Raw genomic sequence first — 16,707 nt, 5'->3', positions numbered from 1 at the left:
AAATCTGGCAAGATAACAATGCTAAAGCTATTGTTACAATAAATAAAACTGTAAAAAATAAACTTGTTGCTTTCGTCATATTTTCTCCCAAAAATTAAATTGATTTCTTTAGAACATTTTGGAAAATAATATGCCGGGAATAATATTCCCGGCACAACAAAAGATAAATTACTTTAATAAAACCATTTTTCTATTCTGAGAGTTATTGCCCGCTGTTATTCTGTATATATAAGTTCCACTTGGCAATGTCTTTCCGGATTCATCATCTCCATTCCAAACCACTAAATGATTACCAGCTTGCATATTTTCATTAACTAATGTTTTCACTTCCTTACCCAGAATATTAAATATTTTTACTATTACAGGGGAAGCTTCTGGTAACGCAAACCTGATTGTAGTTGCCGGATTGAAAGGATTAGGATAATTCTGTGATAAATTAAATTTAGTCGGAATTACTTCTTTATCCTCAACTGCAGTTACTGAACTAACTACAAATTTACCAGCTTCAGAATAAGCTGATGCCTCTCCTTTATCATTTACGGAACGAACTCTCCAGTAGTATTCTTGATTTGCTGACAAATCAGATACAATTTGAGATGGGCTCTTAATTCCGTTGACTGTTATTGCATCGCTCATATCTTGTTGTTTTGAATATTGTATTTCATAGTTCAATTGTGTTGAAGTTTGGGTTGGAATTACCCAAGATAACATAGGTGAAGTTGTAGGAATACCAACACCATGGTTAGGACTCCCAACTAAAGGAACTACAACACTCGCACTTGCAGTCGGTGCAACAACAAATATTGCAGTGGGATTTGAATATGCTGATAAACCCGTACCGTTATGCGACGCAACTTTCCAATAATATGTAGCACCTGGAACTAAATCAGTTACATCAAGATATTGATCAGTTGGTTCTGCGTGGAAAGTATTTGTAACATCTGATTCATCCATATCTGATCTTCGACTATATACAACTCTGTAATGATCGATACCAGTGGTTGATCCATTTACATACCAGGACAATGTTGCTGAAATTGAATAGATTGTTACACCACCTTTTGGATAGGAGGCAACCGGAACTATTGACCCGGTTGTACCTGCTATTGTGAATTCACCAGTTGACCATGTAGAAAAACTTCCGCCTATGTAAGAAGCCACTGCCCAATGCCAAGATTCACCATAATTTCCAGTGAATGTATTGCAACTCATCTGTGAAAGGTCTGTAATATTTTCATAAGTTACAACAGCTGACCAAGCAGCATTGGGAGCGATTGTTGCTTGTGACCAAGCAACTCTATACCCATCCAGCCCCAGGGTAGAACCTGAAACATACCAATATAATGTTGGTGTTGTTGTGTAAACAGTAGGATGATTTCCAATAGGCCATGAAGCGATTGGTTTGCCTTGTGTTGTTCCCCCAGCAATTTTAAATGATGCTGGTGCAGAAGTTATCGTTCCGCCGCTACCGTTATATGCTCTCACTGTCCAGGAATATATGCCCCCTCCGGTTAAACCTGCTGATGTTGTAACTGTTGATAAATCCAAATACAAATCTGTTGTTGTATAAAATTGTCCATTAATCGAAACCTCAAAAGTTAATCCATCACTTAATCCACCAAGGTACCAGTATAACGTTGGAGTTTCTGTATAAACAGTCACACTACCAGTTGGGTATGATAAGATTGGTGTTAGTACTGTTCCTTCTCCATTTGTTTTGAATGAAGCATATGCCGTAGGAGTATATGTTCGTTCTATTCCTACGACCCCTCGTTTATAATAAGTTTTTACTTTCCAATAATATACCGTTCCAGGTAGCAATAGTTGACCGGCTGTTCCGTCCAAAGTATAACTTAGATCCGATATATTTACTACATGCACTTCACTACCAACATCTAAATCGCCGCTGTGTTGATCAATTAACAAATCAAATGAAATATCAGTAAGGTCGCCACTATTTGTATACCAATAAAATGTTGGAGTATTAGTATATACTTTAGTTCCAGCTCCGCCAATTGGCCAGGACGGTATTGCTTTTGCAATTGTAGCACCACCACTTGTTGTAAATGATCTTGCTGTTGCATACGAAACTACTTCTCCATCTCTAAAAGTAATTATTCTCCACCAATATTTCGTACCGGAATCCAACGTTTGATCATTATTAGTTAAATCACTATTGCAAGGAACAGTTGTTGTGATTGCAACATTTGCCCAATCACTTGCATCTGGAGTTCCGCTACTCGCAGCGTCCTTAACATATTGTAACTCAAAAGTTAATGAACCAACTGACGTGCTAAGATACCATGAGAAAAAAACTGGGGCGTAAGTATATACGATTCCACTTCCGGGATTGCTAAGTGAAGCAACAGCAGAAACAGTTGTCTTAAATTCTGAAAGAGTGGAAGATCTTTCATTAGTTCCTTGTCTAACAGTAACCTTCCATTTGTAATTATGGTTATTTGATAATACAAAGTCAGTTTCAAGGAACTGATAATGTTTTTCAGTAATGATAGTTTTAGTTGTCACTACAGAAATGCCATCAGACTCATAAATAGTTAAGTCATATGTTACCGCACCAAAACCAGACCATGTCCATTCAAAATATGGCAATATTGAAATACCACTTAAAGTAGTGGCTGGTGTTGTTAACGCAGGCGCAGGTAGCATTAATGTTGTAAATGAACGAGGAATTGAAGTTGTAGTTTCATTTGGTCCAATAGCTTGTACTTGCCAATTATATTGTGTGTTATATAAAAGAATAGGTAATAGACATGAAGTGGTTGTTGGATCTGCAAATGGTACATCTGTCCAAGCACCAGCTCCATTCACTTGATATTGGACATTCAGTGTAACACCAGCTGTATTAGCGGCTAATGGATCCCATATTAAATTTGTTCCTGAAACAGCCACTCCAGCAGCGGCAACACCAGGAGTTAACAAGCTTGGGGTTGCAACGATTGTTGTGAAAGTATAAGGTCCATACAATGTTGGGGTGACGTGGTCTTGAACATACCAGTAATAAGTTGTGTTATTTGTTAATGCTGTAGCACCACCATAAGTTGTACTATTAGTAATATTAGTTTTGATATCCAACATTGTTGCCCCAGGATTGGTATAAACATCTGTCCAGATCGACCAATCATAATTATTTCCTGGTGGTGCGTAGTCTTGCCACGTAAATGAAGGAGTAAGAGAAACACCAGGTGCACCACTGGTTGGTGTTATCGGCGCTGGTTGTGCACTCACATAATTTATCGTCAGAAATATTAGGCTGACAAATGTTAAAAGTAAATTTTTTATTTTCATTACATTTTCTCCTTTACAATTTTTAAACTTTTTTAAATACTAAAACAGATGATGATTTAGAATAATCATCAACGATATAAAAATTGATTTCTATGGCGATCGGTTCTCAGAAATGAATGGATTTGGATTCTCGTATTTAAATACGGAATATAAAATAGAAGCACAAGAAACAGTAAGTTTCTTTAAAATTTTCATGTGACCCCCTTTGGTCATTAAAAAAATTAATGTTTATTTAACCTCACGAGCAATATAGATTAAATCTAAACTGTTGTCAATGGTTTTTTGAAAAATATTTAGAATTATTTTTAGGGGGCTAACCGTACAATTTTCCAGCCAGATTTTTGTTTTTTATATAAAATTCTATCATGTAGACGATTTATCCCTCCCTGCCAAAATTCAATTGCTGTGGGTTTTAGACAGTATCCTCCCCAATTTTGTGGTCGAACTAATCTATCAATTGATTCAAATTCTTTTTCTTTAAAATGCTTTACTAACCAATTTCTGTCCGGTACAATTTCACTTTGTGGTGAAATTATAGAACTAATTCTGCTTAATAATGGTCTGCTATTAAAATATTCGTCTGATTCTTGAAGTAAAATTTTTCTAACTGATCCCTCAATTCTAATTTGTCTTTCTAATTCCTTCCAATGAAATACCAATGCAGCATTTGGATTTACGGATAATTGTTTCCCTTTCTTACTCTGATAATTTGTAAAAAAAATAAAACCTCTTTCATCAACTTTCTTTAACAAAACAATTCTTGCAGATGGTTTTCCTTCTTTAGTAGATGTAGCTAAAGTCATTGCGGTAGGCACAAAAACTTTAGCTTTAGTAGCATCTTGCATCCAAATTTCAAATTGATCGAACGGATTTAATTTTACATTATTTTCATCAAGTAAAGGTGAAGAAAGTAATTTTATGGTTTTGTCATTCATCTTCAAGTTTTAATACTACCGGATTGTTATAAATAATAACGCATAATTGGTCTGGCAGGACTTATTCTGGCTGCTTCAATAAATCCAGCTTTTTCATAAGCTGTTAGAAAACCTGTCCAGGCAAAAGCATCAGGTATTTTTGAGGAGTAAGGAATAATGGGGTATGCCTCTAAAATTTCAACTTTTTTTGATTTGCAATATTCAACAACACAATTTAGAATTTTTACCGACAATCCTTTTCTTCTAAAATCCTTTCTAATAAACAAACAAACTATTGACCAGACCGGTTTATCATCTATTCTTTTCAAAACCCTGGAGTTTTCTAGTTTGATAAAACTATTGCGCGGAGCAACTGAACACCAAGCGATTGGTTCGGCATTGATATAAAAGATTAACCCGGTTTCTTCACTTTTTTCAACAAGTCCCATCATAAATTTTTTATTTCCAATTCCTTTATTCTTTTTGTATTCAGATGTTTTTAATCTCCAAGACATACACCAGCAACCGCCACAAGCACCGCGTTCACCAAACAGAGTTTCAAAGTCACTCCAGTTAGAAGGATTGAGGTGAAGAAACGTTAATGAGTTTGATTCCGTTTTTTTACTTTTCATATTAAGCGAATGTTCTTAAAATATTTTATTTACCTGAACCAATTATACTGAAAACACCACTAAATATAAAAACGTCAGAATTACTGCTGCTGGAAATTTTAATTTTATAATGAACAGACTGTGTAAGATCAATAGGTATATCCCAATCTAAGGAACCCTGATTGGAAATTTGATGAGCAATTGCTCCTCTTAACTCATTCTTTTTATAAAGATCAATGTTTACTTTTTTTACTTCAGGTGTGGTTTCCCATCTAATTGCCAATTTATTTCCGGGAGAATATTTTTGCCCAAATTGAGGTGATGATAACGTAATAAATTCATTAGAATTATCAGTTACTAAATTATCAACATCAACCGGAGTTTCCTTTCTGCATCCAACAATCAGAAGGATTAAAAAAACGAATGTTACATATTTAAGTTTTGATTTAATCATTTTTAATAAAACTTATTACAAGAAATAAATTATAAAAAATAATTTAAATTAACCACAGACCAATCTGGTAGTTTTAAATTTTTGAATTATTACTAAAACGAATTTATTCAAGGAATGAAAATCATTCTTTCAATGTTATGTGAAATTATTTTTTTATTTTAGAATCGTTGAAATAAAATAAATTATTTCCAGCATCTATTAACCGGAGGAAAAATGAAAAAGATTCTTGTCATCGGGGCATTAGGACAAATTGGTTCAGAGTTGGTTTTTGCTTTAAGAGAAAAATTTGGAGTTGAAAACGTAATTGCAACAGATATTCGATTTAGAATAAAAGAAGCACAGGATGATGGTCCTTTTGAAATAGTTGATTGCACAGACATCCGGTCTCTTGCAGAAGTTGTTAAAAAATACCAGGTAGATACTATCTATCATCTGGCTGCCGTTCTTTCTGCTGCTGCTGAAGAAAAACCTCAGTTTGCCTGGAATTTAAATATGAATGGACTTTATAATGTACTTGAAATTTCCCGTGAACATAAATGCAGTGTATTCGTTCCAAGTTCTATTGCTGCTTTCGGTCCAAATACGCCACCTGATAATACTCCGCAGGATACAATCCAGCGCCCAACAACAATTTATGGAATTTCAAAAGTTTCTGGAGAACTTCTGTGCGATTATTTCCATAAAAGATTTGGCGTTGATACACGTGGTGTTCGTTACCCTGGAATCATTTCTAATAAAACTTTGCCCGGTGGAGGTACAACAGATTATGCTGTAGAAATTTATTACGAAGCAATTAAACACAAAAAATATTTCTGTTACCTTGGTCCGCAAACTCAGCTTGATATGATGTATATGCCTGATGCAGTTAAAGCAGCTATTGAGTTAATGCTTGCTGATCCTACAAAACTGAAACACAGAAACGCATTTAATATTACGGCAATGAGTATAAATCCGGAAGATTTGGCTACCGTAATTAGAAAACACATTCCTAATTTCCAGATGCATTACAGAGTTGATCCTATGAAACAAAACATTGCCGATAGCTGGCCTAACAAACTTGATGACACTGCTGCACGCGAGGAATGGGGCTGGAAACCAGATTACGATCTTGATACAATGACAAAAGATATGTTTGAAAAGTTAGCTGTTAAGCTCGGTGTGGAAATATAATTTTGAATTCCGGATTATGAGTTACGGATTACGAAGTGAAGTGGAAACATCAGTTCAAATAAATATGTCTATTTTTTTGTCATTATTTTTATAATTGAAATAAGTATGGAGTAAAATATGCCGATTCAAAAATTAGAAAAAGTTCTCGCAAATAAGGTGGCTGATCTAAAAGCAAGAGGTGTTGCAAAAGGAAATGAGAAAGTTGTTACCGGAATTAAATTAGCTGAAGGTAAAAAAGGTCCCCGGTTTTTTATTGAAGGATTTGGCGAAAAAGAATTTCTAAGGATGAATTCCAATTCTTACCTTGGAATGTCTCTCAGGAAAGAAGTTATTGAAGCCGAAGAAGAAGCTGCAAAAAAATATGGCGCAGGTCCCGGTGCTGTAAGATTCATAAGCGGCACTTATAAACCACACATCGACCTCGAAAAAAAACTTTCTCAATTTCATGGAAGAGAAGCAGCGATGATATTCTCTTCAGCATATGCAACAATTATGAGCGTTATTTCATCATTGATAGATACAGAAACTATCGTCATCAGTGATGAACTTAACCATAACTGTATAATCAATGCAATTAAACTTTCCCGCCCAAAAGTAAAAGAAGTTTATAAACATCTGGATATGAATCATCTTGAAGAAATTATAAAGAAAACAATTGGACAAGGTAAACGACTATTAATAATTTCCGATGGAATTTTTTCAATGCGCGGTGATTATGCACCACTTGATATAATTTCTTCAATTGCTGAAAAATTTGATAAAGAATTTGAAGAAGGTGTTATTACAATAGTTGATGATTCGCATGGTGTTGGCGCATTTGGAAAATATGGCAGAGGAACTGTTGAATATACAAACGCAAAAGGGATTGATGTTCTGATTGGAACGCTTGGTAAAGCATTTGGAGTAAACGGTGGTTACGTAACTTCATCTGCCAAATTTGTAGAGTATTTCAGAGAATCTTCCCCGATGTACATTTACTCAAATCCAATTACCACTGCTGAAGCTTGTGCTGCCATGAAATCTCTCGAGATTGTTGATTCGGCAAAAGGAATTGAGCTTTTGGATTTTATGCGGGCAAGAGAAAAACAGTTTGAACAAGGTTTGATAAAACTTGGCTATGAAGTTATCGAAAGTGAGCATCCAGTAGTTCCATTGATGTTAAGGGATACAAAAACAACAAGTGATTGCGTAAAATTTTTGATTGAAAATGGTATACTTGCTACAGGATTAAATTTTCCGGTTGTTCCTAAAGGTGATGAAGAGATTCGTTTTCAGATTTCTGCTGACCACACAGAGTATGATATTGATTATGCGTTGGAAGTTCTGGATAAATTTAAAAAATCATTTTAATTGTTATTTTGGTGAAGGAATTACCAAATTCCAAATGACGAATAATAAACAAAACACAAATTCAAAATCCCAGTTTCTAAAAATATTTTTTTAGAAACTGGGATTTGTTATTTATTTGGAGTTTGGTACTTATGTTTTGGTGCCTGTTTAATTAACTGTTTCCCGCATTCCCCGATTCTGAAATTTAAATCTAAGTCTTTGCATCCAACGAGGAGGATTTTTGGTTGCGATATCAATACCAACAGCAAATACTAAAACTGCACCTCTTACAACAAGCTGCAGCCAGTTATCCAGATTGGAATAATCCATTCCCTGGATTACAGTTGCCATTACCAATCCACCAAGAAAAGTCCCAAGTATTGTTCCCTTCCCACCCATTAAACTTGTTCCACCGATTACTGCGGCAGCTATTGCATACAGTTCATAAAATTGTCCGGCATTTTTTGTTGAACCCTGATTCTGAGCCATCCAAATAACACCAGCTATTCCGGTTAGTAACCCCATCAAGGCAAAGACAGTTACAATTTTTCTTTCAACTTTAATTCCAGATAACCTTGCGGCTTGCACATTACCACCAATTGCATAAATATGTCTTCCAAAGACTGTGTGTTTTGCAATGAAGTAAAGTAAAATTAAAACGATGAACATTATTAGAGTTTGATTTGGAATACCTTTATACGCATTCACTTTGTAGATAAAAAGAAAAATCAATACTGAAATGAAAATTATCTTAAGGATAAAAAACATTAATTTTTCTTCGCTTATATTCATTCGCTTCTTTTTCATTCGTGACTTAAGTTGAAGAAAAATAATTACTGCAACTGCTGCCAAACCAATCAACCAACCAGCGAATGGAGGAATATAACCAATACCAATTTGAACAATCCAGCTTGAATCAGGAACACGTGGATCGAACGCACTGAGCTGCTGCGTAATTCCTCTAAAAATAAATAGCCCACCAAGTGTTACAATAAAAGAAGGAATTTTGAAGTACGCAGTTAAAACTCCCTGTAAAAATCCTAAAAATGTCCCGATAACAAGTGCGATTACAACTGCCCACTCAGTTGGAATTCCATAACCGCCTTCTTTATTAATCAATAATGCACACGACGCTGCAATAAGTGCAAGGAATGAACCTACGGAAAGATCGATGTTACCGGAAATAATAACTAAAGTAACACCAGCTGCCAATATCGTCCAGCTCACCATATCCCGGCTAAGTTTAGCAATGCTTTCCCCATTAAAATAAAATTCACCAACCTGGATTCGGAAAAATATCCACATTACAATCAGGATGATTACCATACTTAACAATCGGAAATTGATGTTCAGATTTTTAACTTCAAGTTTCATACTGAAAGCTCCGCAATTTTTTCTTGAGTAAATTCGTCCCTGGAAATATTTCCAGTAATCCTGCCACTTCTAAGTATAATTATCCGATCACAAATTCCTATCAACTCAGGTAATTCACTGGAAACCACAACAATCGCTAATCCTTTTTCCTTAAGCTGATTTATTATTTTATAGATTTCCACTTTTGCACCAATGTCAATTCCTCTTGTTGGTTCATCCAGAAAAAAAACCTTTGGCTCTTTAAGAAGCCACTTTCCTAAAACTATTTTCTGCTGGTTACCACCCGATAAACTTTCCGCAGCGGAATACATCGAAGATGATTTGATATTTAACTGCCCGGCAATTGAAGAGCAATTTACTTCTTCAGCCTGATTATCAATCGTACCGAGTTTTGTAAAATTTTCCAGATGAACAAGAGAAATATTTTCTATGATTGACATTCCGAGAACAAGCCCAAGACTTTTTCTATCCTCGGGAACCAGCGCTAAACCGTATTTAATTGCATCCAAAGGAGAATCTATCACTATTTCTTTACCATCAATTTTAATATTACCACTGAGAACCAATCCTGGTGGATTACCGAAAATTGTTAAAAGCAATTCAGTTCTTCCTGCACCCATCAAACCGGAAACACCAAGCACTTCACCTTCATTTACAAAAAAAGAAATATCAGTCAATAAATTCTTTCCTTTAATTGCCGGGTTTTCAACTGACAGGTTTTCAATTTCCAGAATTTTTCCTCCGTGCTTAACTGATAGATATGGGAACATCTCCGTTAAGTCTCTTCCAACCAATGCTTGCACAAGTTTTTGACGATCCCAGTTTTTAACTATATCGCTCCCCGCATTTTTACCATCGCGCAAAACAGAAATTCTATCAGAGATATTCAATACTTCATCCAGCTTGTGTGAGATGAAAACAATGGAATTTCCCTGCTCTTTTAGATTCTTCAAAATCTTAAACAGTAATTCGGATTCGGTTACTGATAAAGCAGCGGTTGGTTCATCAAGAATTAATACTTTGCTTTTTTTGTAAAGCGCTTTTACGATTTCAACTAATTGCTGTTGCCCAATTCCTAATTTGTAAACTTCAGTTTCTGCTGATACATTAAGTCCGAGTTGATCGAGCAATTTTTGCGCTTCATTTATCATCGAGTGACGATCAAGAATGCCATATTTTACTAATTCATTACCAAGAAAAATATTTTCGGTAATAGTTAAATATGGAACGAGGTTTAATTCCTGGTGGATAACCGCAATGCCGGCTTTTTCAGAATCACGTATGGTTCTGAATTGCATTTCCTTTTCCAGGAAAATAATTTTGCCTGTATAAGATTGCGCTGGGTAAACACCGCCAAGAATTTTTATAAGTGTAGATTTGCCAGCACCATTCTCTCCAACTATGGAGTGTATTTCTCCCTCAAAAATTTCGAGAGTTACTTTTTCCAGTGCAAGAACTCCGGGAAATTCTTTTGTTATCCCGAACATTTTAAGATATGGGCCAGTTGTATTCATACTGATATTAAATTGGTTAAACAATAATGGTCAGATGAAAAATGTCAAACGTCAAATTAAATAATGTTCTTCTACGTTAAGATTTTATTTTGCGAAAGATTATTTCTTCCACTGATCTTTAGGCAAACCTGAGTAAACTTTTTCCAATGTTTGCCAACCATCCTTTATAACAGTTTCATTTATGTTATCTTTTGTAACGAAAACAGGTTCAAGAAAAATTGATGGAACATCTTTATAACCATTATTTATTTTTTGAAGAGTAAATCCTAAGCGTTTAGCAATTGCTTCCGGTTTTTCTCCAAGCGCAAGACCAACTGCAACTTCTGCAGAAACTTCTGCTAATTGTTTAACAGGTTTATAAATTGTAACCGCCTGAGTTCCTTCAACAATTCTCTGGCAGGCTTGAAGTTCTGCATCCTGACCGGAGACAGCAATTTTTCCTTGCATTTGTTCTGCCATTAATGCAGCAACAACTCCGCCGGCGGTTGCATCGTTAGAAGCGATAATTGCATTAACAATTTTGCCCTGTGCTTTGAACATTGTAAGCATAGAACTGATTCTTCTTCTGGCGTCATCCCGGTCCCAGTTATCCATAAATGGATCAGCAAGAATATTAATTTGTTTTTTCGTTGATGATTGATATTCCTTAATTGCACGAAGCTGTCCAGCGCGTAGAAGTCTGGCATTATTATCTGAGGCAGCTCCGCCAAGCAGAATAAAATTTCCTTCCGGTACTTTTTCCAAAATTCCTTTTGCCTGAAGGTAACCTACTTTCTCATTATCAAAAGTAACATACATATCAACATCGCTGTCGCGGATCAATCGATCATAAGCAACGACAGGAACATTTTTTTCGTGTGCGCTTTTTACTATTCTGGCTGCTGTACCAAGATTTCTTGGAACAACTACCAGGGCATTAACACCTTTAGTTAAAAATCCATCCGCCTGGTTGTTTTGTCTATCCTGATCACCATCAGCAACTGCTCGAAAGACTTCTCCGCCAAGCTTGTTTGCTCTTTGAGTGAATGCCTGCTCATCGCGTATCCATCTATCCAGATCATATGTTTCCATAAGGAAACCAATTTTTATTTTCATTTTTGATTGATCATTTTCATTTTTTTTGCAACCATTACTTGACAGTAATAGAATGATAATAAATATTGATGCGAATTTTAGTGTAAATAATTTCATTAAAGTCTCACGTTAAATAAATTGATTGATAATATTTTCAAAATATTCTTGTTTGCCACTTCTAACTTCCGCTTCATCAGATTGAGAAGCAAAATTTCCAAGATTTTCAAGAGTTAATTTTCCATCTTCAAAAGATTTTCCGCTGCCGGAATCAAAAGAAGAATATCTTGCCTTTCTCATTTTTCTGTAATCTGAATTTTCAAGAATATTATTTGCTATTAATAATGCTCGGGCAAACGAATCAATTGATCCGATATGTGCAAAAAAAATATCTGCCAGATCAGTTGAGTTTCTTCTCGTCTTTGCATCAAAGTTAACACCGCCGTTTTTAAAACCACCAGATTCAAGAATTACAAGCATAGCTTCTGTTAATTCGTAAATATTAATTGCAAACTGATCAGTATCCCATCCATTTTGATAGTCGCCTCTGTTTGCATCAATACTGCCAAGCATACCAGCATTAGCGGCAACCTGAAGCTCATGCTGAAAAGTATGATTGGCTAAAGTTGAATGGTTAACTTCAATGTTCAACTTAAAATCTTCCATCAGGTCAAACTCGCGAAGGAAATTAATAACTGTAGCCGAATCAAAATCATATTGATGCTTCATTGGCTCCATTGGTTTCGGCTCAATCAGAAATGTTCCGGTAAATCCATTTCTTCTTCCGTAATCTTTTGCAAGATGAAGAAACTTTGCAAAGTGTTCGATTTCCCGTTTCATATTTGTATTTAGTAAAGACATATAACCTTCTCTTCCTCCCCAGAAAACGTAATTGCTTCCACCAAGTTCTATTGTTGCATCAATTGCGTTTTTAACCTGTGCGGCTGCAAATGCAACAACATTAAAATCAGGATTTGTTGCTGCCCCATTCATATAGCGCGGATTAGAAAAAAGATTTGCCGTTCCCCAAAGAGCTTTAACATCGCAGGATTTTTGTTTTTCTTTTGCATAGTCAACAACAATGCGTAAACGATTTTCAGTTTCAATAACAGAATTTCCTTCGTCAACTAAATCAAGATCGTGAAAGCAGTAGAAAGGAGTGCCAAGTTTAGTAAAAAATTCAAAAGCAGCATCAAGTTTATCTTTAGCGTGCTGTATTGGATCTTTGGATTGATTCCAGGAAAAATTTTTTGTACCAGATCCAAATGGATCATCGCCATTTCCGCAGAAGGTATGCCAGTAAGCAACTGCAAATCGAAAATGATCCTTCATCTTTTTACCAGCCACAATTTTGTCTTCATCATAATACTTATATGCAAAATGATTTTTTGAATCTTTCCCTTCAAAAATTATTTTAGGAATTCCTTTGAAATATTCTTTACTTCCAATTAATATATTTTCTGCCATAAATTTCCTTACAATTTCAATTGTATCAATTAAGAAAATCGTCTGTTAATCAATATTTAAGATCATTCCCATCGATAAAATCTAATTCTGCTAAAACTTTATGGATAAAGTAATTTAATTAAAATTCATTTTCAAATATTCTTAATGAAAGTTTGTTATCTATACTCAACATTGTTATTTTTCTTACGAAAATTTTTTACTTAGTTAATATTGTACGGAAAATTATTGTGCAGAAAAAAAAAGCTATCCTCTCTTGCCTCTTGTTTGTATTTATAATTTATCAACCTTCTATTTTCGCCGCCGGAAAAGGTTATCTGCGGGGTTTCGTAACAGATTCCACTAGCGGAGAAGTTATTAGTTACGCAACTATTGTTGTTAAAGGGACTGGCAAAGGTGCCTCGACTGATGCAAGAGGTTATTACCTCATTGCCGGAATTCCGGAAGGAAAACAAAAAGTAATTGTTACTTGCGTTGGATACAAACCTAAAAATTTTGAGGTTATAATTAACTCAGAAAAAATTACGCAGCTTGATATCATACTTATACCAACAAGTATAAAGCTTCAGGAAATGTCAATAATAGGTGAAAGATATGATAGAGAGAACGCTGCTGATCTTGGTTTGGATAGAATTACTCCAAAGGATATTCAAATGATGCCCACTGGTGTTGAGAGCGATATTTTCAGATATTTGCAAACAACTTCCGGAGTTCGATCCACCGGTGATGTTACATCAAAATATTATGTCCGTGGTGGAGGTGGTGATCAGAATTTGGTTTTGCTAAATGGTGCAACGGTTTATAATCCTTTTCATGCACTTGGCATTTTTAGTGTGATTGATCCGGAAATGATTTCAATTCTGGAATTCAACAAAGGCGGTTTTCCACCAATTTATGGTGGTAGACTTTCATCTGTACTGAATGTGGTTACAAAAGATGGAAATAGAAATAATTATCATGCTGCAGCAAATGCAAGTTTCTTAACCGGCAAAGCATCTTTTGAAGGACCAATACCGGATGGTTCATTCATCGTTACCGCAAGAAAAAGCTGGTATTCTAAAATCCTAAAAAAATATTTAAATGATAAAGAAGCGCCATTCGATTTTTATGATCTTTCCTTTAAAGTAAATTATGGTAATCCAAATATTGATAAAGACAGTAAAATTGTTGCACACGGATTCCTGAGCAGGGATGAAATTAAAAATGATGATCCGTTAAAAGAGGATTACATTATCAGGAATGTTATTGGTGGAATTAACTGGCACAAGGTCTGGTCAAGTCCTCTTTTTTCTGTCATATCACTTTCTTACAGTGGATTCGATGCAGAAGTACTTCCAAATTTCAGTCAGGCAAAACCGCGTACAAATAAAGTTGTGGATATAACAAGCAACTGGGATTTTACATACATGTATCCAGGTGGTGATGAGATTGCTTTTGGTATGCAGAATAAAGGTTTGTCAACAAAATTAAATGTTGTAAACCTGTTTGGACAAAAAACCCAGTTCGATAAAAGCGGCTGGGACATGAATATTTATTTCAACTACAAATTTTACCGGTTTGAACAGATTGGTTTAGATATTGGAATAAGAGCCAAGCTGCTTGCTTTAACAAAGTATCGCCCATTCCTTTTTGAGCCGCGTTTAAATTTTACTTATAGACCAAATCCAACACTTGCGCTTAAGGCTGCAATTGGCAGATACTCCCAGGAGGTTGCAACTCTTTCTGATGAAAACGAATTGATTTCTATTTTTGAGCCATGGGTAATCATTCCCGATAAAAATTCATCGCCAGAAACAACCCACTTTATTGTAGGTGTAAAAACTTATCTTTCAGAAAATTTTATTATGGAGTTGGAAGGATATTATAAATTTATAACCGATTTAATTGATATCAACCAGGAAAAATATTCTTCGCGCGATGCTGATTTTACAAACGTTAATGGCGAATCTTACGGATTGGAATATTCTGTTGAGTATAAAGATGTGAACTTTTATTTTAAAACAAATTACGCATTAAGCTGGGCTTACAAAATTAAAAACGGTGTAAAATATTTTCCAAGGTACGATTCCCGACATTCCTTAAATATAATTACCGGTTACAGCTTTGCTGAAGGCTGGCAATCAAACGCATCGTGGACATTAAGCTCCGGAATGCCGTTCACTCCAATTGCAGGATTTTACGACAGACTTCAGATTAATGATGTTTGGGCTGGAAACTATTTATATGGTGATTATTTACCCGTTACATTCTGGGGAGAAAGAAATTCAAAAAGGCTTCCTGTTTACCACAGGCTTGATTTAAGCGTTACAAATAAATTCCGTCTGTTTATGGCTGATGTTACAGTTGGCGCAAGTATAACTAATGTTTATAATCAGAAAAATATTTTCTACTTCAATCGCGATACAGGTGAAAAAGTTTATATGCTAACATTCCTGCCATCATTAACATTAAGAGTTGAGTTATGAAAAAAGTTCTTTCATTGTTTTTAATCCTGACTATTCTATCATTATTAAATCTTTCCTGCGAAGAAAATTTTAGTCCTAAAGAAGATTTTAAAGAAAGAAATATTCTTTATTGTATTATAGAAGTTGAGCAGACTTTACAGCCAGTTAATCCAATTGTAATGCTAACACAAAATTATGATAACCCGGCTTACATTCCACCAAACGATGGTAAAACTGCTCCATCAATCCCTGGAGCAAATATTCGTTTGAAGGTAAACGGAATGGGTAGCGGATACAGTTTTTTAGAAGACACGCTAACAGGCAAAAGTGTTAAACCTTATATGCCGGAGATTTATTACAAGTTAGCCAATGGTGCTATGTCCTTATCACAGGGGGCGGATCTTTCCATATCAGCAGCACTTCCTGATGGGAAAATTCTATCCGCAAAAACCAGATTGCCCAAATTTCTTACATTCGAATATTCGTTTGAGTTCAAACATGGAATTACTACACTTATGAACAGGTGGCTGTGGGGAAATGATTGGACGATTTCCTGGGATTCCAATGATGGCAATTTGTTTATCCCACGATTAAGGATTAGATACAGCACAATAAAAGATTCATTGGAAAAATTTTATGTGAAGGAAATTCCATTAAAATATGCTAAAGGATCGAATGGATATTACCCTATCAATCCGCAGCCAACAAGAGAACCTCATATTACTTTTGAATATGCAGCAATTGATTCTGCAATGGCTCAGATCTCTGCCGGTGATCCAAAAAAATCTGATTATTATATAAAAGAAATAGACCTGGAGATTATTGAATTTGACCGCCCACTTTCTAATTACTACACAAGCACTAATGGCTTCATGGATAATTACTCTATTCGTCTTGATGAGTCTGTCTATTCAAATGTTGATGGTGGTATTGGTATTTTTGGTGTATCAATGAAGAATTCCGTTATATTTTCTGTTGATCGACTTTACCTCTCCAGTTTTGGCTACAGCAGGAAGTATTAAATTTATTTATAAATCCTTACTCTAATTTTTATAA

12 protein-coding genes are annotated in these 16,707 nt (G+C 35.2%); 4 read left to right on the top strand and 8 right to left on the bottom strand.

Annotated features, from left to right (window positions below; genetic code table 11):
- Nucleotides 1-168 precede the first annotated feature (168 nt).
- The 4 genes from NTX22_03180 to NTX22_03165 all read right to left on the bottom strand — a co-directional run bounded on the left by NTX22_03180 (nucleotide 169) and on the right by NTX22_03165 (nucleotide 5,285).
- A complete protein-coding gene (locus NTX22_03180) occupies nucleotides 169-3,306 on the bottom strand; it encodes a fibronectin type III domain-containing protein (GenBank protein MCX6149510.1) in 3,138 nt (1,045 codons plus the stop codon).
- 305 nt (nucleotides 3,307-3,611) lie between these two features.
- Nucleotides 3,612-4,241 (bottom strand): pyridoxamine 5'-phosphate oxidase, encoded by a 630-nt coding sequence (gene pdxH / locus NTX22_03175; protein MCX6149509.1) that lies wholly within the window; start codon nucleotides 4,239-4,241, stop codon nucleotides 3,612-3,614.
- A gap of 26 nt (nucleotides 4,242-4,267) precedes the next feature.
- The gene (locus tag NTX22_03170; GenBank protein ID MCX6149508.1) at nucleotides 4,268-4,852 is read right to left on the bottom strand and encodes a GNAT family N-acetyltransferase; all 585 of its coding nucleotides are present in this window, start codon (nucleotides 4,850-4,852) and stop codon (nucleotides 4,268-4,270) included.
- 25 nt (nucleotides 4,853-4,877) lie between these two features.
- Complete coding sequence (locus NTX22_03165; protein MCX6149507.1) at nucleotides 4,878-5,285, bottom strand: hypothetical protein; 408 nt, start codon at nucleotides 5,283-5,285, stop codon at nucleotides 4,878-4,880.
- A gap of 213 nt (nucleotides 5,286-5,498) precedes the next feature.
- Between NTX22_03165 and NTX22_03160 the strand changes: the two genes are divergently transcribed.
- The gene (locus NTX22_03160; protein MCX6149506.1) at nucleotides 5,499-6,455 is read left to right on the top strand and encodes an L-threonine 3-dehydrogenase; all 957 of its coding nucleotides are present in this window, start codon (nucleotides 5,499-5,501) and stop codon (nucleotides 6,453-6,455) included.
- A 117-nt stretch (nucleotides 6,456-6,572) separates the two neighbouring features.
- Nucleotides 6,573-7,805, top strand: coding sequence for an aminotransferase class I/II-fold pyridoxal phosphate-dependent enzyme (locus NTX22_03155; GenBank protein ID MCX6149505.1), 1,233 nt, complete (start codon nucleotides 6,573-6,575; stop codon nucleotides 7,803-7,805).
- 147 nt (nucleotides 7,806-7,952) lie between these two features.
- Here NTX22_03155 and NTX22_03150 read toward each other — a convergent pair whose 3' ends face one another.
- From NTX22_03150 to xylA, 4 genes are all read right to left on the bottom strand, one after another.
- On the bottom strand, nucleotides 7,953-9,158 hold the full coding sequence (locus NTX22_03150) for a hypothetical protein (GenBank protein MCX6149504.1): 1,206 nt from the start codon (nucleotides 9,156-9,158) through the stop codon (nucleotides 7,953-7,955).
- Complete coding sequence (gguA, locus tag NTX22_03145; protein MCX6149503.1) at nucleotides 9,155-10,672, bottom strand: sugar ABC transporter ATP-binding protein; 1,518 nt, start codon at nucleotides 10,670-10,672, stop codon at nucleotides 9,155-9,157. Before gguA ends, NTX22_03150 begins: the two co-directional genes overlap by 4 nt.
- 99 nt (nucleotides 10,673-10,771) lie before the next feature.
- Nucleotides 10,772-11,863, bottom strand: a complete 1,092-nt coding sequence (locus tag NTX22_03140) for a substrate-binding domain-containing protein (protein ID MCX6149502.1) — start codon at nucleotides 11,861-11,863, stop codon at nucleotides 10,772-10,774.
- A 12-nt stretch (nucleotides 11,864-11,875) separates the two neighbouring features.
- A complete protein-coding gene (gene xylA / locus NTX22_03135; GenBank protein MCX6149501.1) occupies nucleotides 11,876-13,210 on the bottom strand; it encodes a xylose isomerase in 1,335 nt (444 codons plus the stop codon).
- A 227-nt stretch (nucleotides 13,211-13,437) separates the two neighbouring features.
- On the opposite strand from xylA, the gene NTX22_03130 reads away from it, so the two are divergent.
- Together NTX22_03130 and NTX22_03125 are read left to right on the top strand one after the other, a co-directional pair.
- Nucleotides 13,438-15,672: a TonB-dependent receptor gene (locus NTX22_03130; protein ID MCX6149500.1), complete on the top strand. Its 2,235-nt coding sequence runs from the start codon at nucleotides 13,438-13,440 to the stop codon at nucleotides 15,670-15,672.
- Complete coding sequence (locus NTX22_03125) at nucleotides 15,669-16,673, top strand: DUF4249 family protein (GenBank protein MCX6149499.1); 1,005 nt, start codon at nucleotides 15,669-15,671, stop codon at nucleotides 16,671-16,673. The genes NTX22_03130 and NTX22_03125 overlap by 4 nt, the downstream gene beginning before the upstream one ends.
- Nucleotides 16,674-16,707 lie beyond the last annotated feature (34 nt).

The organism is Ignavibacteriales bacterium, assembly GCA_026390815.1.
GTDB lineage: Bacteria > Bacteroidota > Ignavibacteria > Ignavibacteriales > SURF-24 > JAPLFH01.
Note: the sequence above shows the minus strand (reverse complement) of the source record. Positions and strands in the feature narration are given on the sequence as shown.

What these genes read in the sequence shown, in the direction of transcription:
- NTX22_03125 (MCX6149499.1), top strand. Translation starts at nt 15,669, where the DNA reads ATGAAAAAAGTTCTTTCATTGTTTTTAATCCTGACTATTCTATCATTA.
- gguA (MCX6149503.1), bottom strand. Translation starts at nt 10,672, where the DNA reads ATGAATACAACTGGCCCATATCTTAAAATGTTCGGGATAACAAAAGAA.
- NTX22_03155 (MCX6149505.1), top strand. Translation starts at nt 6,573, where the DNA reads ATGCCGATTCAAAAATTAGAAAAAGTTCTCGCAAATAAGGTGGCTGAT.
- NTX22_03140 (MCX6149502.1), bottom strand. Translation starts at nt 11,863, where the DNA reads ATGAAATTATTTACACTAAAATTCGCATCAATATTTATTATCATTCTA.
- NTX22_03180 (MCX6149510.1), bottom strand. Translation starts at nt 3,306, where the DNA reads ATGAAAATAAAAAATTTACTTTTAACATTTGTCAGCCTAATATTTCTG.
- NTX22_03165 (MCX6149507.1), bottom strand. Translation starts at nt 5,285, where the DNA reads ATGATTAAATCAAAACTTAAATATGTAACATTCGTTTTTTTAATCCTT.
- NTX22_03150 (MCX6149504.1), bottom strand. Translation starts at nt 9,158, where the DNA reads ATGAAACTTGAAGTTAAAAATCTGAACATCAATTTCCGATTGTTAAGT.
- xylA (MCX6149501.1), bottom strand. Translation starts at nt 13,210, where the DNA reads ATGGCAGAAAATATATTAATTGGAAGTAAAGAATATTTCAAAGGAATT.
- pdxH (MCX6149509.1), bottom strand. Translation starts at nt 4,241, where the DNA reads ATGAATGACAAAACCATAAAATTACTTTCTTCACCTTTACTTGATGAA.
- NTX22_03170 (MCX6149508.1), bottom strand. Translation starts at nt 4,852, where the DNA reads ATGAAAAGTAAAAAAACGGAATCAAACTCATTAACGTTTCTTCACCTC.
- NTX22_03160 (MCX6149506.1), top strand. Translation starts at nt 5,499, where the DNA reads ATGAAAAAGATTCTTGTCATCGGGGCATTAGGACAAATTGGTTCAGAG.